An 18,433-nucleotide genomic window follows, 5' to 3' on the forward strand; every position below is an offset into this window, starting at 1 on the left:
AACATGCCGTCCCACCCGTCCGATTCATCCCTTCCCGCACGACGCCACATCCTGCGTTCCGCAGCGCTCTTCGCCGTCGTCTTGCCGCTGGCCGCCTGCACGGCCTCGGAAGACCCGCTGGCGGAGCAGGCCAAAGCAGGCAACGGGAAGAACTACATTGCCGGCGACGGATCCGTTCAGGAATACGATCAAGCAAGCCGCGGGAAGCCCGTGGAACTGAACGGCACGACGTACGAGGGTAAAACCATTGACTCGGCGCAGCTCACCGGCCAGATCACGGTCTTGAACTTTTGGTATGCCGCCTGTGCTCCGTGCCGACTGGAAGCGCCGCATCTGGCCAAACTGAGCAAGGCCTTCAAGAAAAAGGGTGTGCAGTTCTTCGGTGTGAACGTCCGTGATGGTCACGACACGGCCAAAGCGTTCGAACGCACCTTCAAGATCGATTACCCCTCAATGCCCGACGCCGATGGCTCGATTCTGCTCTCGATGACCGAATACGTTCCCCCGCAGGCTGTGCCGACCACCCTGGTGTTGGACCGCCAGGGTCGGGTGGCAGCCCGGCTGCTGGGTGAGGCAGATGAGTCCACCCTGAAGGCACTGATCTCCGACCTGGTCACCGAGTCCGCGTGATCGCCGGGCTCGTCACTGCCCTGCCGGCGCTGAACGCCCAGGGCAATCCCTTCGCCGAGGCCGTCCAGGATGGCTCGCTACTCCTCTCGATCCCGGTGGCCATCCTCGCCGGTCTCGTCTCCTTCCTCTCGCCCTGCGTTCTGCCGCTGGTTCCCGGGTTCCTGGGTTACGTGACCGGGTTGACCGGTGCCGACCTGGCCGAGCAGAAACGCGGGCGGATGCTCACCGGCATCGGATTATTCGTCCTGGGTTTCAGCGTGGTCTTCATGCTGGTGGGTGTCGTCTTCTCGCAGCTGAGCGTCTGGTTGACGGTGAAGGGCGACTGGATCACCCAGGTTCTGGGCCTGGTGGTCATCATCATGGGCCTGGTGTTCATGGGAGGATTCTCCTGGTTCCAGCGCGACCGCAAGATCCACAGCAAACCTCCAGCAGGTCTCTGGGGTGCCCCCGTGCTGGGAATGACCTTCGGGCTAGGGTGGGCCCCGTGCATCGGTCCGACGCTCTCGGCCGTACTCATCATGGGAACCGGCCCCGACGCCAACGTCATGCGCGGCGCCCTGCTGACCTTCGCCTACTGTTTGGGATTGGGCGTACCGTTCCTGCTCATCGCCCTGGGCTTCCGCCGTGCAGCCGGCACGCTGGCCTTCTTCAAACGACACCAACTGGCCGTCATGCGCGCCGGTGGCCTCCTGCTCATCCTGCTGGGCATCGTGATGGCCACAGGGCTGTGGGGTGACTGGGTCGTCCAGCTGCAAACATGGTTCACCAACGAAGTAAGGTTGCCGATCTGATGGCCGTGAAGAGCAAGTCCAATCACCCGTCGTCGGGATCCGATGGCGGGAAAAAACCCCGCGGTGGGGCAAAGTCCGACGTGACGGTCCCCTCGCTTGGGCCGTGGGGCATGGTGCGGTGGGCCTGGACGCAGTTGACCAGCATGCGCACCGCCTTGTTCCTGCTGCTGCTCCTGGCCGTGGCTACCGTCCCGGGATCGCTGTTCCCGCAGCGCCCGGTGAACCCCACGGAAGTCACCGCCTATTTGGAGAATAAGCCGGTGCTGGGAAAATGGCTGGACACTTTCCAGCTATTCGACGTCTTCTCCTCCGTCTGGTTCTCCGCGATCTACCTGCTGCTGTTCATCTCGTTGATCGGCTGTGTTTTTCCGCGGGCAAAAAAGCACTACAAGACCTTGCGCACTCCTCCACCGCGGACGCCGGCACGGCTGTCGCGGCTTCCCGAAAACGGGAAGTTCGAGATCACCTCCGATGCCGCGGCCCGGAGCGACAGCGAGGTACTCAGCCGTTCCGCCGCGCTGCTGCGCAAACGCGGTTACCGTGTCGAGCAACGTCCACAAGACAAGACGCCGTCCGTGGCCGCCGAACGCGGCTACGTCCGTGAAATCGGGAACCTGGTCTTCCACTTCTCGCTCATCGGGGTCCTGATCTCCGTCGCGATCGGTGGGGTCTTCGGCTATACCGGCCAGCGGATCGTCGTGGTCGGCGAATCACTGGTCAACACGCTGGTTTCCTACGACTCCTTCAACCCCGGAACGGGTTTCAAAGAGAGTTCGTTGAGCCCCTTCTCCGTGACTTTGGACGACTTCGACGTCACCTACGACCGTGAATCAACGACCCACTACGGCCAGCCCATCGACTTCCACGCCCAGGTCACCACGAGCGAACCCGGCGAGAAAGCACAAAAACACGACTTGCGCGTGAACCATCCGTTGCGGATCGGCGGAACCGCCGTTTACCTAGTGGGCAACGGGTACGCCCCCGACATCGTTGTCCATGACGGCAACGGCAAGGTCGCCTACTCGGGCCCGGTGGTCGCCGTGCCGCAGGACGACGTCTTCACCTCGCTACTGGTGCTCAAGGTCCCCGATGCCGCACCCGACCAGCTTGGCTTTGTTGGGCTATTCCTCCCCACCGCCGGGCTCACCGCCGATGGAGTGGGGGTCTCGTTGGACCCGAGCCCGACGGTGCCGCAGTTGCAACTGAACTCCTACTACGGTGACCTCGGGCTGGACGCCGGGGATCCGCAGAACGTGTTCGTCTTGGACACCGATGACTTGACCGAGCTGAACAGCAGGAAATTGGATTCCGGCGGTCTGGTCGTCAATGCGGGAGAAACCGTGAAACTGCCCCAAGACAAGGGCTCGATCACCTTCAAGGGCATCAAACGCTATGCCGCACTGGACGTCCACCACGATCCAGGAAAGCTTCCGGTGGCCATTTTCGCCGCACTGGCCCTGATGGGGCTGGGCGTTTCCCTCTTCACCCCCCGCCGACGCGTCTGGATCAAGGTGCACCCCGCGACGGAGGAGCCTAGTGCTTCCGAGGAAAAGAGTGGGCGTATCATCGAATACGGGGTGCTCGCCCGTGGCGAGGACCCACGTGTACGGCAGGAAGCCCGGGAGCTTCGCACACTTCTTGAGCGTGAATTCACCGGAACCGACCGGACCGAAGTTTAGGAGACAGAGGAACAACGCATGCCCACGATCAACGAAAACCTCGGCGCCTACAGCGACCTCTTCATGCTGTTGGCGGCCATGGCCTACGCTATTGCCTTTATCTCCTTCGCCTGGGATCTGGCTAAATCCAGCCGCACCATCCGTGAACTCGAATCGGGACTGCTGGCTGATGAGGCCAGACAGCTGGCCATGGCCGGTGCGGCCACAACAGGAACCGACCGTGGTTCGGCAGCCACCCATTCCCCGTCCGGGCCGCATGCGCCCGCCGAAGATGATGGCCTCCTGGTCAATGAATCGATGAACTACACCCGGGATGCCGGTAAGCGCACCGCAGCCCGCATCGGTGTCTCGGTCGCGTGGATCGGTTGGCTGATCCACGGTTTCGCCGTCGTTTCCCGTGCCATTGCCGCCGGCCGGGTGCCGTGGGGGAACATGTACGAGTTCCTCACCACGGGTGCCTTCGTGGTGGCCACCGTCTTCCTGGTGGTACTCCTGCGCAAGGACCTGCGTTTCATGGGTACGTTCGTCATCGGGCTGGTCACCTTGATGCTCTGCGCCGCGACGATGGGCTTCCCGACCCCTGTCGCCCATTTGGTCCCGGCGCTGCAGAGCCCGTGGCTGATCATCCACGTTTCCATTGCCGTCCTGGCTTCCTCACTGTTCACCATCACCTTTGCTCTCAGTGTGCTGCAGCTGCTCCAGGCAGATCGCCAGAGTAAGCTGGCCGCCGGCAAGCCCGATAAGCTCGCGTTCCTGCGAATGGTCCCCAGTGCTGCCGCCCTGGAGAACTTCGCCTACCGGATCAACACCATCGGTTTCGTGATGTGGACATTCACGCTCATGGCCGGGGCCGTCTGGGCGGAGGCCGCGTGGGGGCGCTACTGGGGTTGGGACACCAAGGAAGTCTGGACGTTCGTCATCTGGGTGGTCTTCGCCGGTTACCTGCATGCCCGGGCCACCCGCGGCTGGACCGGCACCCGCTCGGCCTGGCTGAGCATCATCGGCTACCTCTGCGTCGTCTTCAACTTCACCGTGGTGAACCTGTATTTCAACGGCCTGCACTCCTATGCGGGTGTCTAGCCACCACTAGAGTCGCCCCAGGACCCGGGAGGAAACCACTGTGGTTTCCTCCCGGGTCCTTGCCGTTCAGGGGGTGCCGGGCTTCATGACCTAGAGTGGTTTAATGCCCTCAGTCCAAGACCCTTTGCCCTTCCACCGCACTGCCATGTTGCCGCTGTTACTGGCGATGGTCGCCATTGCCCTGGCATTGGTATCGACGTTTCTGGCGGCATTGGTAGCCAAGCTGGTGTTGCTGGCGTTGGCGCTGGTCTTCGTCCTAGCCTGCGGCGTCACGCTGGGGATCCTGTGGGCGCGTGTCCGCAAGGAAGCAGCACGGCAGTCCCAGGAATGAACACCGCAAGGACCTTGGGCAGCCTGGCTTCAGGACGTCGGAGGGTTTGAATCCTGATCGGAGGAATGTGATCCGTCGTCGTGCGGCGGATGCTGATCCTTCCGGGCTTGTTCCTCGCGGGCCTTCAACTCGGCCTCCCGGCGACGCAGGTCCTCCTCCTTGGCGCGTTGACGGCGCTGAGTTTCGAGGCTGCGCAGGAAATCGGGATCATCATCGGGTGCTGCCGGGCCACGCGTGGGCCGTTGGCCCTGGGCGGGGCCGGAGCCCGAATCATCCGGACGGCCCAGCCAGAACCATAAGAGCGCCCCGACCAGGGGAAGCAGGATGATGGCCAGAATCCACCAGGGCTTAGCAATGCTGCGCACCCGGTCTGCCGGTGTCTGCACGCACTGGATCACCGCGTAGATGGTGACGGCGAGGGCCACCAGCGCACCGAGCATCAAGTTTCTGACCATGGAACTAGTGTAGTGAAGAAAACGAGATGCCGCTTCAGCCGGTAGAATCGAAGAGTGCAGTTCCTCAAGTACACCTTCATCCGACTGGTCCTCTTCTTCGCGGTCTTCGCCGCCTTGTATTGGTTGCTGGGCTTTAATCTCTGGATGGCCGCGATCATCGCGGCCGTGGTCGCCTTCTGCGTGGCCTATTTGTTCCTGAACCGGCTGCGCCATGAAAGCGTTCAGCAGGTCCAGGGCCGGGTCGAAGAATTCCGCCGGAGCCCGGGAACCCATAAGGGAGCGGTAGAGCGTGAGGACGAAGAAGCCGAGGACGACCGCCTGTAGCCCGCCGGGGCATCAGCCCTGTTGACGGAGCAGGACCGTCACGACCATGCCGATGGCAAAGAGCACGCTGTAGCCGAGGTTGATGAACCCTGTCTGCCGCAACACCGGGATCAGTGCCTTGCGCTCCCGGGTACGCAGCATGACCCATGACGGCATCAAACACAACGGCGCTACCAGCACCACGAGCATCAGCCAGGGGAAGTCTGTCACCACCAACAGTGGCAGCAGCAGTGCCAGCCCCAGCATCAGCACATAGGAGACGCGGGCTCCGTTATCACCCAAACGCACTGCCAGGGTCCGTTTGCCAACCTCGCGGTCGGTGGGGATATCCCGCACGTTGTTGGCCATCAACAGCGCTGTGGCGATCAACCCGGTGGCGCAGGCACCGATCCAGGCCGTGGCGGGCAATTCGAGGATTTGGGTGAACGTGGTGCCCAAGGTGGCGACGAGGCCGAAGAACAAGAACACAAAGACCTCGCCGAGCCCCTGGTAGCCGTAGGGCCGGTCGCCGCCGGTATATCCCCAGGCAGCGAAAATTGCGGCGACACCGACCAGTAGTAGTGGCCAGGCCTCGGACAGCACCACCAAGACGAGCCCGGAGACTGCTGCCGCGCCGAAACAGGCGAAGGCGGCGGCCTTGACCTGGCCGGGCTTCGCCGCACCGGAGCCGGTCAGCCGCAAGGGGCCGACGCGCACGTCATCGGTGCCGCGGATCCCGTCGGAGTAGTCGTTGGCGTAGTTCACGCCGATCTGCAAAAGCAGCGACACCAGCGCCGCTAGTGCAGCGCGAATCCAGTGGACGTCTCCCGCCACCCCGAACGCTGCCGCCGTGCCGATGATGACCGGGGCAATGGCCATCGGAAGGGTGCGCAACCGGGCGCCTTCGATCCATTGGGCGGGGGTGGCCACGGCAGGGTCCTCTCGGTTGGATGCTGGCTGTTTCTCCAGCGTCCTATTCTCTCCCCGCCGCCGCCAACTGGGAAATTGCGGTCCGCCGGTCAGGTTTTCCACCGGGGAGTTCCGGCAGTTCGGAGACCTGCAACAGCCGGCGCGGGACCGCGGATCTTCCCAAGGAAGCCCGGACGCCATCGCGGATGGCCTCGCCGGTGGCATCCCCGGTGACCAGGGCGCCGACGGCGGATCCCCATTCGGTGTCGGGGACCCCGACGACCAATGCGGAACGGACTCCGGGAACGGTTTCCACGGCGGCAGCCACTGCGGCGGCAGAAACCTTGACGCCACCGGTGTTGATGACATCGTCGAGGCGTCCTGCCACACTGAGCAGCCCGTTCTCGTACTGGCCCAGATCATCTGTGGTGAACCAACGTTCTCCCTCCGCGTCGACGAGGAAACGTTCGGCGCTCTGCTCGGGGGCGCCCAAATACCCGCCAGCGAGGACATCACCGCCCAGCCGGATCCTCCCCTCCACGGTGTCGATGCGCACTCCGGGGAGTGCTTCTCCGTCGTATACGCAGCCACCACAGGTCTCGGTCATTCCATAGGTGCGGATGATCTTGAGCCCGTGGGAGCGGGCGCTGGCACGCAGCGAGTCCGAGGCCGGTCCACCACCGAGCAAGATCGTGTTGAAGCGGCGTAGGGCCGCGATGGTCTCCGGAGCTGGATCCGTTAACAGCCTGGCCAACTGGGTGGGCACCAACGAGGTCATGCGCACCTTGTCGGTCAGCTCGCCTGCGGCAGCAGTGAAGGCCTCAGCGGTGAACGAGGTGCTCAGGTCCATGGCCCACGGGCGGGTCCCCGCGTAGAGGCTGCGTGTGAGCACTGCCAACCCGGCGACGTAGTGCACCGGCAGGGCCAGCAGCCATTGTCCTTCGGCCCCCAGATATTCGGCCGTGGACATGGAGGAAACGGCCAACGCGTTCGCCGGCAGCACCGTTCGCTTCGGGGTGCCTGTGGAGCCGGAGGTCCGCACGACGGCGGCGGTACCCTCCGGGGCGTCCTGCGGGGTTTCGATGCGATGGCTGCCCGTCGTATCGCCGGGCAGGATCTCCACCGCAGGTCCCTCATCATTCAGGGCCGCGGCGACGACTTTCAGGGTGGCTTCGAAGTCCATCCAGGCTCCTAGAAGTAGTAGGGATGCGAGGACCAGTCCGGTTCCCGCTTGCCCAAGAAGGCATCGCGGCCCTCAACAGCCTCATCGGTCATATAGGCCAGACGGGTGGCCTCCCCGGCGAAGACCTGTTGACCGGCCAGTCCGTCGTCGGCCAGATTGAAAGCGAATTTGAGCATCCGGATCGCCTGCGGTGATTGGCGGGCGATATCGGCGGCATATTCCAGGGCGACCTCTTCCAGGCGTTCGTGTTCCACCGCCTCGTTGACGGCTCCCATCGAAACCATGTCGTCCGCAGAATATTCGCGGGCGAGGAAGAAGATGCCGCGCGCGTTCTTTTGCCCGACCTGGCGGGCCAGCAGCGTCGAACCGTAACCGGCATCGAAGGAACCGACGGTAGCGTCGGTCTGTTTGAACTTCCCGTGTTCACGGGAGGCGATGGTCAGATCAGAGACCACGTGCAGTGAATGGCCGCCACCGGCCGCCCAGCCGTTGACGACAGCGATGACGACCTTGGGCATGGTGCGCATCAGCCGCTGGACCTCGAGGATGTGTAGGCGCCCGGCACGGGCCGGGTCGATCGTCTCGGCGGTCTCCCCGCCGGCATAGCGGTAGCCGTCCCGGCCGCGGATGCGCTGGTCCCCGCCGGAACAGAAGGAGTGGCCCCCGTCCTTGGCCGAGGGGCCGTTGCCGGTCAGCAACACTGCGGCAACATCCGAGGTCATGCGGGCATGATCGAGAGCCCTGAAGAGTTCATCGACGGTTCCGGGGCGGAAGGCGTTGCGCACCTCGGGCCGGTCGAAGGCGATGCGTACGGTGGGCAGATCACGGAGGATCATTCCGTCCGCGTCCCGTTCGACCTGCCGGTGGTAGGTGACGTCCTCGAAATCGAAGCCCTCCACGACCCGCCAACGGGTGGGGTCGAAGAGATCGGATACCTGGGGTGGGAGCACGTTTTCAATCACGCCCACGAGTCTAGCGGCAGCGCGAGTGCCGCTCACCGCCGACCGGGTTTTTCGACACCCTGTAGAATGAAGTGTCCACTGGAATCAGGAGGACACGTTGGAAATGATCACCCGTGCCGATCTACCGTTCTTGGCTGAAGCCGATCCGGCGGCACTACATATCTCGATGTTCATGCCCACCCATCGCTTCGGCGACCAGTCCCGGGCGGACCAGCTGCGTTGGAAGAACCTGCTGAACGCTCTCGAGGAGTCACTGGAAGGGCGTCTGCGCCCGGCCGAAATCGACGAGCTGTTAGCACCTGCCAGAGAACTGCGTGACGACGCGTGGGGCTGGCAGCACATGAGCGACGGGGTCGCATTGTTCATGCGGCCTGGGTGGCATGCCAGCTACCGTGTGCCGTATTCCGTCCCTGAATTCTCCACGGTTGGTGACCGACTGGTGCTGGGGCCGCTGTTCCGGCTGCTCACCGGTGATGAACAATTCCTGCTCTTGGCCATCAGCCAACGGAATCTTCGTCTGCTGGAGGGCGATCGTCAGCAGGTGGTTGAACTCGAGCTGAACGGGGTGCCCACGGCCCTGCGTGACGTCGTCGAGGCCCAGGAACCCCGTTCGGACACCATGGCCCGGCCCGCCGCCGATGCCGGAACCAAGGGCGGTTCGGCCGTGTTCTACGGCCACGGTGCCGCCGATGAGCACTTCAAGAAGAACGAAGTGACACGGTTCGTACGTGAAGCCGCCAGCGGGTTGCGTCCGCTGCTGTTCGAACGCGGGCTGCCGCTGGTGCTCGTGGGCCCCGATCTGCTCGTGAGCGAATATCGGGGCACCGGCGACTATCCCCACATCCTGGACGATGCCGTGATCCGCAACCCGGACCCGCTGTCCTCCGGCGAACTGCATCGACTGGCCTGGCCCGTCATCGAAGACCGGTTGCGCGCCGAGAGGTCGAGGCTGATCGAACAGTTCCGTTCCCTCCATGGAACCGGAAGGGTCTCCAGCGATCGTGCCGAAATCCATGAAGCCGCGCTGCACGGCCGGGTCGAGACCTTATTCGTTCAAGCCGATCCGTGGTGTTGGGAACAGGCGGCTTCGGGCCCACATGCCATCGTGGCCCTGGGCCAGGACGACCGGTATGCGATCTGTGAGCAAATCGAGGCGGCAGCCGTTGCCACGATGGGCAACGGGGGACTGGTCCATGCCAGTTCGGCACCCGTTGACCCGGATAGCCCCATGTCAGCGATCTTCCGCTACTGAACGTAGGAGGTGAGGGGCTGTAGGCTCCGAGGATGGAATCGTTGCGAACCCAACAGGACGTCAAAGCCACCGCTGACGTGGTGTGGAGTGTGCTGCAGGATGGCGCCCAATACTGCAGCTGGGTGCCCGGAGTCGAGCAGGTTGATGGCGGCATTCAGGACGGCCAGTCCATCACCCTGCACGGGCCGGAAGGCCAGGACAGTACCCGACTACACGTCACCACGGCGACGAACCGACGGAAGATGACCTGGCGTTCGGGCCCCGGGTGGGGATTGGGCGCCTCGGAGATCACCTTCGAACTGGCCGAAACCGAATTCGGGTGCACGGTGGTACTGGACCGCAGGGATTCGGGGATTCTGCACGGCATCGTGGGCGACGACGAGCAGGACCCGAAGGCCCGGCTCGACGAGCTGGCCCGGAACCTGGGGCAGGCCGCCGAAACCCGAGGAGACCACGAAGAGGTTCGCCAAAGCGCTGAGGGGAACCCGGGTGAAGGAACCGGGATGAGTACTTCGGGGGCGGATGTCGAACCGGATCCCGGACCCGGGGTTGCAACGGAGGACTGAGGAACCCGCTAACGGCTGCGGGCCCGGAACCACTTGGGTGGTTCCGGGCCCGCAGCCGTACTCTCGGGACGGTTAGCGGGGATCCTCGGCGAGGATCCCGGTGTCGTTGGCATTCGGGGTGTCCGTGCCGCGCAGCGATGCTCCGGCGGTTTCGACCATGTATCGCACGGCGATCAGACCCACGACCGCCGCAATCATCATGTAGACGGCCGGGAAGAGTACGAAACCGGTGGAATCGATGACCGCCTCGTTGACGATGGCCGCGGTCCCCCCGAGGAGTGCGGTAGCCACGTTGTAGGTGATGGCGAAGCCGGCAAAACGGACCTGGGAGGGGAACATCGCCGGGAAGGTGGCCGTGATCGTGGCCAGCTGCGGGAGGTACAACAGACCCAGCACCGCGAAGCCGAGGATGGCCAGCCCGAAGCTCTGGCCGATGAGCCAGAACATCGGTACCGGAAAGAGGATCAGACCGATGGTGGAGGCATACCACATGGGCTTGCGACCGACCTTGTCGGAGAGGCCGCCAACGAACGGGATGACGCACATCATGGCCACCTCACCGAGGATGATGACGATCAGCGCCTGCTTCGAATCCATCCCCAGCTGGCTTTCCAGATAGGTGGGCATGTAGGTGATCAAGGTGTAGTTCACCATGTTCAGGCAGGCGACCATGCCGAACATGACCAACATCGGACGCCAGTATTGGGTGATCACGGCCTTGAGGCTGCCGTCCTCCTCCACCCCGCCGGTCTCCTCGAGCTCCTGGAACACCGGGGTGTCTTCGAGCTTATTGCGCAGGTACAAACCGACCAGGCCCATCGGGAGGGCCAGCATGAACGGGATCCGCCAGCCCCAGGAATCCATGGCCGCCTCAGGGAGCACCAGTTGGAAGAGCAGCATGACGGCAGCACCGAGGGCGAAACCGCCCAGTGTGCCGAACTCCAGGAAAGAGCCGAAGAATCCGCGCTTCTTATCCGGGGCGTATTCGGCCATGAAGGTCGCCGCGCCGCCGTACTCGCCGCCGGTGGAGAAACCCTGCACCAGGCGCAGCAGGATCAGCAGGACCGGAGCCAGGATCCCGACCATGTCGAACGTCGGGAGCACGCCAATGAGGAACGTGGCCCCGGACATCATGAGGATGGTCAGGGTCAGGACGGTTTTGCGTCCGAGCCTGTCGCCCAGCGGGCCCCAGATGATTCCCCCCAGGGGGCGCACGACGAACGAGACGGCGAAGGTGGCCAAGGCCAGGATCGTTCCGTACTCCCCGGGAAAGAAATGAGCGGTGATGTAGGTGACCGCAACCGCGTATACGCCGTAGTCGAACCATTCGGTCATATTGCCCATGGCCGAAGCTGCAGTGGCTTTGTGAATCATCGAGCGGCCCTCGGCGGTCGCCAGATCCGGGCCGATGTCCTCGGAGTAGTCGATGGGCTCTGGGGTGCCGCTGGCGGCTGTGCCGTCCGTGGCTGCGGTGTGTGTGCTGTCGTCCGGTGGCATGAGTGCCTCCCAAATATCTTCAGCTTTTCGTCGACAGGGGCCGGTTCCGAACGCTCGAGACGGACGGGCCAGCGGCGGTCCACGATCCGGCCATCAAACACCGGAGTCTGTCAAAGCCATCTATGTTACCGGGAGGTATAAAAGCGGTCAATTTCGTCATCAATACGTGGGTGAGTTGACCGGTCGGATTTGGGGTGGGAATCTCTTAGTGAACGATTGGTCGGTAATTGTGTCCCGTGACGCATTCCACGGCCGGCAAAGACGCCTGAACAGAGGCCAACCGAAGAGGGGTTTTCATGTCCGAAGCATTCCTGGTGGGCGGAGCCCGCACTCCGGTAGGTCGCTACGGCGGAGCCTTGGCGTCCATACGTCCCGATGATCTGGCGGCGTTGACCGTTCGCGCGGCCGTTGAACGGGCGGGCGTCGATCCGGAACTGGTCGACGAGGTCATTCTCGGCAACGCCAACGGTGCCGGGGAGGAAAACCGGAACATCGCCCGCATGGCCTGGTTATTGGCCGGCTACCCCGATTCCGTCCCGGGGATCACCGTCAACCGGTTGTGCGCCTCGGGCATGTCAGCGATCACGATGGCCAGCCACATGATCAAGGCTGGGGCCGCCGATATCGTCGTGGCAGGCGGCGTCGAATCGATGTCCCGGGCTCCCTGGGTGATGGAAAAGCCTTCCAAGGCCTTCGCCAAGCCAGGAGCCACCTACGACACCTCGATCGGCTGGCGCTTCCCCAACCCCGCCTTCCTCTCCGGGGAACTCTCCCGCGACGGGAAAACCACCTTCTCCATGCCCGAGACGGCAGAGGAGGTAGCCCGCGTCTTCGGGACCTCGCGGGAGGACTGCGACGCCTTCGCCGTCAGGTCCCACGAACGCGCCCTCGCGGCCATAGCGGCAGGGCGCTTCTCCGAGGAGATCGTCCCGGTCACCGTGACCGGACGCAAGGGCGCCCAGACCATCGTCGACACCGATGAGGGTCCGCGCGCCGGGACCACCATGGAGGTCCTGTCCGCCCTGCGCCCAGTAGTCAAGGGCGGCTCGGTCGTCACCGCAGGCAACGCCTCGACGCTCAACGATGGTGCCTCGGCGATCATCGTCGCCTCCGAGGCGGCCATCGAGAAATACGGGTTGACCCCGCGGGCCCGCATCCTCGACGGCGCCTCGGCAGGGGTGGCGCCGGAGATCATGGGGATGGGGCCGGTCCCCTCCTCCCGCAAGGTCCTCGAACGCACCGGGCACACCGTGGACGAGCTCGCCGCCGTGGAACTCAACGAGGCCTTCTCCTCGCAGTCACTGGCCTCCATGCGCGAACTCGGCCTGAACCCCGACATTGTCAATAACGACGGCGGCGCCATTTCCCTGGGCCACCCCTTGGGTTCCTCCGGCTCCCGCATCGCACTGACCCTGCTGGGCCGGTTGGAGCGCGAAGCCTCCACCGGGAACAAACTGGGACTGGCGACCATGTGTGTGGGCGTTGGCCAAGGAGCTGCCCTCCTCGTCGAGGGAGTCTAGGGGTGGGCGGAAAAGAGCTGGGAACCGAAGAACAGCACGACGGCGCAGCCACGCTCGAAGCGGAGGGTTTCAGTACGCTGATCGTCACCGAGAGGGCTAACCGGCTCACCGTCCGGCTGCACCGCCCAGAGGTCCGCAACGCCATCGACCAGGCCATGGTCGATGAACTACACGCGGTCTGCAGCTATCTGGAGGCCTCCCCGAAGATCCTCATCCTGGCGGGTACCCCCGGCGATCCTGACACCGGAACCAAGGGCATTTTCGCTTCCGGTGCCGATATCGCCCAGTTACGCCAACGCCGCCGCGAAGACGCCTTGGCCGGGATCAACTCCTCGCTCTTCGAGCGGATCGCCCGGCTGCCGATGCCGGTCATCGCCGCCCTGGATGGTTACGCCCTCGGAGGCGGTGCCGAATTGGCCTACGCGGCGGACTTCAGAATCGGAACACCCTCCCTACGGATGGGCAATCCCGAAACGAATCTGGGCATCATGGCAGCAGCCGGGGCCACCTGGAGACTAAAGGAGCTCGTGGGGGAGCCCATGGCCAAACAGATCCTGCTCGCCGGGAAGGTCCTGACCGGCGAGGACTGCCTGCAGGTGGGACTGATCGGCGAACTGGTTGAGTCGGCAGAGCTGTCGGTTGCCGCCGAAGCCCTGGCGGACCGGATCGGCGCCCAGGATCCGCTGGCTGTCAGGGTTTCCAAGGCCGTATTCCACACTCCCCGGGAAGCCCACCCGGTCATCGACACCCTGGCCCAGTCGATGCTCTTTGAATCCGAGGCCAAATTCGACCGCATGCAGGCATTCCTCGACCGGAAGAAGAAGTAACGATGACCCCCAGCACCCCGGAAAAGACCCCGGCCACCGATACCGCGACGACCGTCCACCTGCCGACCAGGGTCGGGGTCCTGGGCGGGGGACGGATGGGCGCCGGCATCGCCCACGGCTTCCTCATCAAGGGAGCCGAGGTGCTGATCGTCGAACGCGACGCAGCCAGTGCCGATGCCGCCCGTGAACGAGTAGCCACGGCGCTGGGCAAATCCATCGACCGTGGTCTGGCAGGAACCGTCGAGGAGCATCTTGGCCACCTGAGGGTCAGCACCGACTATGCCGATTTCGGCGACCGGGAACTCGTCGTCGAAGCCGTACCTGAAATTTGGGCTCTGAAGGTCTCCTCGTTGCGGGCCGTTGAGACAGAGCTGGGCCCCGGCGCCGTGTTGGCCTCGAACACCTCCTCGCTGTCCATGAGTGGACTGGCAGGACATTTGACCCGCCCGGAAAACTTCCTGGGGCTGCACTTCTTCAACCCGGTCCCGGCCTCGACTCTGATCGAGGTCGTCATTGCCGATCAGACCGCGCAGGAACTCGTGGAGCGGGCTCGCGGGTGGGTGGCCGGTTTGGGGAAGACGGCCGTCGTCGTCAACGACGCTCCAGGATTCGCTTCCTCCCGCCTGGGCGTGATGCTCGCCTTGGAAGCCATGCGCATGCTCGAGGAAGGGGTTGCCTCCGCCGAGGACATCGACAACGCCATGGTGCTGGGGTATAAACACCCGACCGGACCGTTGAAGACCACAGATATCGTGGGGCTGGACGTGCGTTTGGGGATCGCCGAATACCTGCACGCCGAACTCGGTGAACGGTTCGCCCCGCCGGCCATCCTGCGCGAAAAGGTCGAACGCGGGGAACTGGGCCGCAAATCCGGACGGGGCTTCTACAACTGGAGCTGAACCGGTCCGCCCGGGTCCCTGACCCGCGGCGTGGCAGGATAGGCCCATGGACGAGGTGAACTGGGACGGCGCCGTCAACGCGCGCCGCGTGGCCGGACGGCTCTACCGGATGGGCCGCAGCGAATGGCTCACCGAAAAAGGGTGGCGTCAGGCCCACGATGAGGGGCTGCGCACGGTCATTGATCTGCGCAACCAGGACGAACGGCGACGTCGACCCACCGATCCCGTCGTCGAGCCCGAAGCGCTGGCAGGGATCACCGTCCTGCACTGCCCCACCGAGGACCAGAACCATGAGGAATTCATGGCGGCGGCCGCCTCAGCGGACACCCCGTACCTGAGCGACCCGCGCTACTATCCGGCGAATCTGGACCACTTTCCCTCACTTATCGCTGACGTCTTCCGTGCCTTGGCGGGGGCCCGGGGTTTCGTCGTCGTGCATTGTTCGGCCGGACGGGACCGGACGGGAATGATCATCAGCATGGCGCTAGCCCTGGTCGGTCGGCAGGATCTGATCGCCGGCCAATACGACGCCGGGGCGCGCGGCATCAACGAATGGCACCGGATCAGCCCGGTCAAGCACCCCTACGAACGACATCTGAGCGAGGAAGAACTCGAACCCGTGCTGGCAGGACGTCAGGAGGCGCTGGCCGAATTCATCGACGGGATCGACGTGGAGACCTTCCTGCGTCAGCAGGGGCTCAGCGACGAAGAGATCGATGCCGTGCGCGAGCTGCTCTCGGGCTCCTAGATCGCGCGGCCTCGGTGCGGGCCTCCGCGGGTCAGGACATATATTGTCCGATCCAACGATTTTCCGAATCCGACTTGCCAGAACATGGGCCGGGGGAGTTGGCTAGTTGGCATGGCAAAAATCCTCGTTCTCGGTGGCACCGCTTGGCTTGGCCGAACCATGGCGCTGCAAGCCCTGAAGGACGGGCACGACGTCGGGTGTCTCGCCCGCGGTAACTCGGGCGAATTTCCGGAGGGGGCGCGGATATTCCGGGCCGACCGTGACGCCCAGGACGCCTATGCGGGGGCCGCGGACGAACCTTGGGATCTGGTCGTGGAACTGACCTGCCAGCCCGCCCACGCCAAGGCTGCGGTGGAAGCCCTGTCCCCACAAGCCGGACACTGGGTTTTCGTCTCCTCCTGCTCCGCCTATGCCGTCCACTCCAGGCCGGGAGCCGTCGAGGCCTCCAAACTGTTGGTCGCACAAGATTCCAGCATCGACTACTGCGACGAGAAGTTCGGCGAAGCCAAGGCCGGTTGTGAATGGCTCACGGTTGCTTCGCGCGGCAACGCAGCCTTGCTGGTCCGTCCCGGGCTGATCGGAGGCCCCGGGGATCCCACCGGACGTTCCACCTATTGGCCTCTACGTTTTGCCCGCGGGCAGGAACCGGTCCTCGTCCCCGACGACGACGGTGATGCCCGCTATGTCCAAATCGTTGATGTCCGTGATTTGGCAGCGTTCATCCTGCGCGCCGGGTTGGAGGCACGGAACGGCCCCGTCAACGTCGTCGGCGCCGAGATGCCGTTGGGTGATGTGATCGCCAGTGCCCAGAGCGCTGCGGGGTACACCGCAGCGGTGGCACCCTACCCATTGCACCGGATGGAGGACGACGCCGTCGCCCCCTGGGCAGGTCCACGTTCCCTCCCGCTGGTTCTGCCCGCGGGGACCGAATTCGCCGGTTTTGCCCGACGTTCTGACCGCAGGGCCCTGAAATGGGGGCTGGTGCGTCGACCGTTGGCCGAGACCTTCACCGATATCATTGCCGCCCACGACCCCACCGATGATCCGCGCTCGGGATTGAGTCCGGATCATGAGGCGGAGCTGATCAGCCGGTTGGGCTGAGGCGGGGGCGGGGGGCGACGGGGCCCCTTCCGTCCTCCACATGGCGGATCAGACGGCTGGTTTCATTCGTGCCGGAGCGGCTACGTGAGCCGAGGCGTGGGCCACGGACCAGACGCCGACCTCCGCCAAGGCGAGGATGCCGAAAGCCACCAGCCCGTGCAGAATGCCGAGGACAGGAGTGGAGAAGGCGGCAAGGGCTACGGCGATCTGGACAACGACAGCGAGCAGAAGCCACGCTGCCCAGCGGACGCCAGCATGTGACAGGAAGGCCACGACCAGTAGTGCCACCGCCAGAAGCGGAATAACGTACATGCCGAGCATGCTGTGGATCATGGCGGATGCCGGAGGGCCGGTGACGGTCGCTCCGGATTCAAGCATGTTGATGACAGTGAAGGTGCTCCAGGCGATGATCACCGCCTGAATGACGACGGCTGCAGCGATGAGGTGGGCGAGGATCTTATAAGTTTGCCGCATGAGGGCTGGGCTCCAACGAGCGGGACGGAACCGGCGGCTCCGTCGAAGGGGTGGACGCGTTGCGTCCTAGGATTCGTCGGATGCAGGCCGGCCACAAGAGCTCACACGGCGATGATATCGGCCGGTGAGGTCAATGTAGACCCCGACGGCCTATTTGACAATCCTTTTGCCGGAAAACTCCTCAAGACCAGGCGGCGGCCAGTAGCTCAGCGAGCAATTCCTCTGGATCCCGGGTGAGTCCGCGGCCGGTGAACCAGGCGCAGATGTTCCGGCAATCTCTGGCCAATAGATCGGCACCGAGCGGGTTCGCCGCCAGGTCCACCAGTTGTGGCAGATCGATGATCACCAGCCTCGATCCGGCGACCAGGACGTTGTAGGGGGAGAGGTCCCCATGGGCGTAGCCCAGTGAGGTCAGCCCGTGCATGGCTTCGAGGATTTGGTCGAAGTAGGATTCCAGCACGGGCCTCGTCGGCCGCAATTGCTGCAGTCGCGGCGCGGCAGTGCCGGGGTGGTCGGGGTCGCTGATGAATTCCATGAGGATCTCCATGCCATCCACCTGTATGGGGTAGGGGACCGGGATCCCGGCCTGGTGGGCGCGGACCAGGAAATTCCATTCGGCGGCTGCCCATTGGGCGGCCTCGATGTGGCGACCATAGGCGGAGCCGTTCGTTAAGGCCCGGGAGTCGCGGCTGCGACGTACCGTGCGGCCCTGGGTGTAGATGGTGGAGCGGCGGAAGGAGCGTTGCTCCGGCGTCCTGTACCTCTTGGCCGCGAACAGGGATCGGCGGGTATCTGTGGCACGTTCGAGGAGGAGGACATCTGCTTCCTTGCCGGTTTTCAACACACCGAGCTCGGTGTCGATGGCCCCGGCGTCCTCAATGATGAATTCGGGACGTGGCTCGGGGCCGCGCATCAGTTTCTCCACGCTGTTCCACGTGGACCAGCGTTGGTTTTCGGCCAGGGAGTCGTCGAGCATGTTCCATCCCGCAGGGCGCGCCTCGCCGGGGATGGGGGCGTGGGTTGCGGTGGGCTTCAGCTTCTGGAAGGTTTCGGCTGGATCAAGAGGGGGGTTCGGTTTCAAGGTGATGGTGACTCCCGGGAGTCGGCGAGCGTAGGTGGTCCTCCGAGACAACACCAGTGATCGGTGTATGTCAATCACTGGTGATTCGGCAACGTCTGCTGCCCGTCATGTAGGCTGGATCTCAAATACTGACCGATCGTTCAGG

20 protein-coding genes are annotated in these 18,433 nt (G+C 64.2%); 13 read left to right on the forward strand and 7 right to left on the reverse strand.

Annotation, left to right across the window (positions count from 1 at the left end; all coding sequences use genetic code 11):
• Positions 1–3 precede the first annotated feature (3 nt).
• From FM101_RS07775 to FM101_RS07795, 5 genes are all read left to right on the forward strand, one after another.
• A complete protein-coding gene (locus FM101_RS07775) occupies positions 4–630 on the forward strand; it encodes a TlpA family protein disulfide reductase (RefSeq protein WP_086997887.1) in 627 nt (208 codons plus the stop codon).
• Positions 627–1,421, forward strand: a complete 795-nt coding sequence (locus FM101_RS07780; RefSeq protein ID WP_428844149.1) for a cytochrome c biogenesis CcdA family protein — start codon at positions 627–629, stop codon at positions 1,419–1,421. The genes FM101_RS07775 and FM101_RS07780 overlap by 4 nt, the downstream gene beginning before the upstream one ends.
• Positions 1,421–3,100, forward strand: coding sequence for a cytochrome c biogenesis protein ResB (gene resB / locus FM101_RS07785; RefSeq protein WP_086997890.1), 1,680 nt, complete (start codon positions 1,421–1,423; stop codon positions 3,098–3,100). The genes FM101_RS07780 and resB overlap by 1 nt, the downstream gene beginning before the upstream one ends.
• Positions 3,101–3,118: 18 nt before the next feature.
• Positions 3,119–4,180, forward strand: coding sequence for a c-type cytochrome biogenesis protein CcsB (gene ccsB / locus FM101_RS07790; RefSeq protein WP_086997893.1), 1,062 nt, complete (start codon positions 3,119–3,121; stop codon positions 4,178–4,180).
• Between the two features lie 103 nt (positions 4,181–4,283).
• Positions 4,284–4,511, forward strand: a complete 228-nt coding sequence (locus FM101_RS07795; RefSeq protein ID WP_086997896.1) for a hypothetical protein — start codon at positions 4,284–4,286, stop codon at positions 4,509–4,511.
• A 29-nt stretch (positions 4,512–4,540) separates the two neighbouring features.
• Here FM101_RS07795 and FM101_RS07800 read toward each other — a convergent pair whose 3' ends face one another.
• On the reverse strand, positions 4,541–4,966 hold the full coding sequence (locus FM101_RS07800) for a PLD nuclease N-terminal domain-containing protein (RefSeq protein WP_086997900.1): 426 nt from the start codon (positions 4,964–4,966) through the stop codon (positions 4,541–4,543).
• A 54-nt stretch (positions 4,967–5,020) separates the two neighbouring features.
• On the opposite strand from FM101_RS07800, the gene FM101_RS07805 reads away from it, so the two are divergent.
• Entirely contained in the window at positions 5,021–5,290 is a 270-nt protein-coding gene (locus FM101_RS07805; protein WP_086997903.1) for a DUF4229 domain-containing protein, read from the forward strand.
• Between the two features lie 12 nt (positions 5,291–5,302).
• On the opposite strand, the gene FM101_RS07810 is transcribed toward FM101_RS07805, so the two are convergent.
• The 3 genes from FM101_RS07810 to FM101_RS07820 are packed head-to-tail and all read right to left on the reverse strand — an operon-like array spanning position 5,303 to position 8,320.
• Positions 5,303–6,199: a 1,4-dihydroxy-2-naphthoate polyprenyltransferase gene (locus tag FM101_RS07810; protein WP_086997906.1), complete on the reverse strand. Its 897-nt coding sequence runs from the start codon at positions 6,197–6,199 to the stop codon at positions 5,303–5,305.
• A 43-nt stretch (positions 6,200–6,242) separates the two neighbouring features.
• Positions 6,243–7,361, reverse strand: coding sequence for an AMP-binding protein (locus tag FM101_RS07815; RefSeq protein WP_086997909.1), 1,119 nt, complete (start codon positions 7,359–7,361; stop codon positions 6,243–6,245).
• An 8-nt stretch (positions 7,362–7,369) separates the two neighbouring features.
• Positions 7,370–8,320: a 1,4-dihydroxy-2-naphthoyl-CoA synthase gene (locus FM101_RS07820; protein WP_086998041.1), complete on the reverse strand. Its 951-nt coding sequence runs from the start codon at positions 8,318–8,320 to the stop codon at positions 7,370–7,372.
• Positions 8,321–8,426: 106 nt separating this feature from the next.
• Here FM101_RS07820 and FM101_RS07825 point away from each other — a divergent pair, with 106 nt between their 5' ends.
• Both FM101_RS07825 and FM101_RS07830 read left to right on the forward strand, forming a co-directional pair.
• A complete protein-coding gene (locus FM101_RS07825; RefSeq protein WP_086997912.1) occupies positions 8,427–9,575 on the forward strand; it encodes a hypothetical protein in 1,149 nt (382 codons plus the stop codon).
• 32 nt (positions 9,576–9,607) lie between these two features.
• Positions 9,608–10,141, forward strand: a complete 534-nt coding sequence (locus FM101_RS07830) for an SRPBCC family protein (RefSeq protein ID WP_086997915.1) — start codon at positions 9,608–9,610, stop codon at positions 10,139–10,141.
• 72 nt (positions 10,142–10,213) lie between these two features.
• On the opposite strand, the gene FM101_RS07835 is transcribed toward FM101_RS07830, so the two are convergent.
• Positions 10,214–11,638 carry an MFS transporter gene (locus tag FM101_RS07835; RefSeq protein ID WP_179204269.1) on the reverse strand — a complete coding sequence of 475 codons (1,425 nt, stop codon included), beginning with the start codon at positions 11,636–11,638 and terminating at the stop codon, positions 10,214–10,216.
• A gap of 296 nt (positions 11,639–11,934) precedes the next feature.
• Between FM101_RS07835 and FM101_RS07840 the strand changes: the two genes are divergently transcribed.
• The 5 genes from FM101_RS07840 (at position 11,935) to FM101_RS07860 (ending at position 16,733) form a co-directional block, all read left to right on the forward strand.
• Positions 11,935–13,158, forward strand: coding sequence for a thiolase family protein (locus FM101_RS07840; protein WP_086997917.1), 1,224 nt, complete (start codon positions 11,935–11,937; stop codon positions 13,156–13,158).
• A gap of 17 nt (positions 13,159–13,175) precedes the next feature.
• Positions 13,176–13,985 (forward strand): enoyl-CoA hydratase/isomerase family protein, encoded by an 810-nt coding sequence (locus tag FM101_RS07845; protein WP_086998046.1) that lies wholly within the window; start codon positions 13,176–13,178, stop codon positions 13,983–13,985.
• A 2-nt stretch (positions 13,986–13,987) separates the two neighbouring features.
• Positions 13,988–14,884, forward strand: a complete 897-nt coding sequence (locus FM101_RS07850) for a 3-hydroxyacyl-CoA dehydrogenase family protein (protein WP_086997920.1) — start codon at positions 13,988–13,990, stop codon at positions 14,882–14,884.
• Between the two features lie 46 nt (positions 14,885–14,930).
• Positions 14,931–15,632 carry a tyrosine-protein phosphatase gene (locus FM101_RS07855; protein ID WP_086997923.1) on the forward strand — a complete coding sequence of 234 codons (702 nt, stop codon included), beginning with the start codon at positions 14,931–14,933 and terminating at the stop codon, positions 15,630–15,632.
• 111 nt (positions 15,633–15,743) lie between these two features.
• Positions 15,744–16,733, forward strand: a complete 990-nt coding sequence (locus FM101_RS07860; protein ID WP_086997926.1) for an NAD-dependent epimerase/dehydratase family protein — start codon at positions 15,744–15,746, stop codon at positions 16,731–16,733.
• A 48-nt stretch (positions 16,734–16,781) separates the two neighbouring features.
• On the opposite strand, the gene FM101_RS07865 is transcribed toward FM101_RS07860, so the two are convergent.
• Positions 16,782–17,207 carry a hypothetical protein gene (locus FM101_RS07865; protein WP_086997929.1) on the reverse strand — a complete coding sequence of 142 codons (426 nt, stop codon included), beginning with the start codon at positions 17,205–17,207 and terminating at the stop codon, positions 16,782–16,784.
• A gap of 181 nt (positions 17,208–17,388) precedes the next feature.
• Positions 17,389–18,288: an RIO1 family regulatory kinase/ATPase gene (locus tag FM101_RS07870; RefSeq protein ID WP_241895319.1), complete on the reverse strand. Its 900-nt coding sequence runs from the start codon at positions 18,286–18,288 to the stop codon at positions 17,389–17,391.
• Between the last annotated feature and the right edge of the window lie 145 nt (positions 18,289–18,433).

This window comes from Arthrobacter rhombi (assembly GCF_900163545.1).
Classification (GTDB): domain Bacteria; phylum Actinomycetota; class Actinomycetes; order Actinomycetales; family Micrococcaceae; genus Arthrobacter_H; species Arthrobacter_H rhombi_A.

Excerpts from the sequence above, each read along its gene's own strand:
- FM101_RS07775 (WP_086997887.1), top strand. The coding sequence starts at position 4 with ATGCCGTCCCACCCGTCCGATTCATCCCTTCCCGCACGACGCCACATC.
- resB (WP_086997890.1), top strand. The coding sequence starts at position 1,421 with ATGGCCGTGAAGAGCAAGTCCAATCACCCGTCGTCGGGATCCGATGGC.
- ccsB (WP_086997893.1), top strand. The coding sequence starts at position 3,119 with ATGCCCACGATCAACGAAAACCTCGGCGCCTACAGCGACCTCTTCATG.
- FM101_RS07795 (WP_086997896.1), top strand. The coding sequence starts at position 4,284 with ATGCCCTCAGTCCAAGACCCTTTGCCCTTCCACCGCACTGCCATGTTG.
- FM101_RS07800 (WP_086997900.1), bottom strand. The coding sequence starts at position 4,966 with ATGGTCAGAAACTTGATGCTCGGTGCGCTGGTGGCCCTCGCCGTCACC.
- FM101_RS07815 (WP_086997909.1), bottom strand. The coding sequence starts at position 7,361 with ATGGACTTCGAAGCCACCCTGAAAGTCGTCGCCGCGGCCCTGAATGAT.
- FM101_RS07825 (WP_086997912.1), top strand. The coding sequence starts at position 8,427 with ATGATCACCCGTGCCGATCTACCGTTCTTGGCTGAAGCCGATCCGGCG.
- FM101_RS07830 (WP_086997915.1), top strand. The coding sequence starts at position 9,608 with ATGGAATCGTTGCGAACCCAACAGGACGTCAAAGCCACCGCTGACGTG.
- FM101_RS07835 (WP_179204269.1), bottom strand. The coding sequence starts at position 11,638 with ATGCCACCGGACGACAGCACACACACCGCAGCCACGGACGGCACAGCC.
- FM101_RS07840 (WP_086997917.1), top strand. The coding sequence starts at position 11,935 with ATGTCCGAAGCATTCCTGGTGGGCGGAGCCCGCACTCCGGTAGGTCGC.
- FM101_RS07850 (WP_086997920.1), top strand. The coding sequence starts at position 13,988 with ATGACCCCCAGCACCCCGGAAAAGACCCCGGCCACCGATACCGCGACG.
- FM101_RS07855 (WP_086997923.1), top strand. The coding sequence starts at position 14,931 with ATGGACGAGGTGAACTGGGACGGCGCCGTCAACGCGCGCCGCGTGGCC.
- FM101_RS07860 (WP_086997926.1), top strand. The coding sequence starts at position 15,744 with ATGGCAAAAATCCTCGTTCTCGGTGGCACCGCTTGGCTTGGCCGAACC.
- FM101_RS07865 (WP_086997929.1), bottom strand. The coding sequence starts at position 17,207 with ATGCGGCAAACTTATAAGATCCTCGCCCACCTCATCGCTGCAGCCGTC.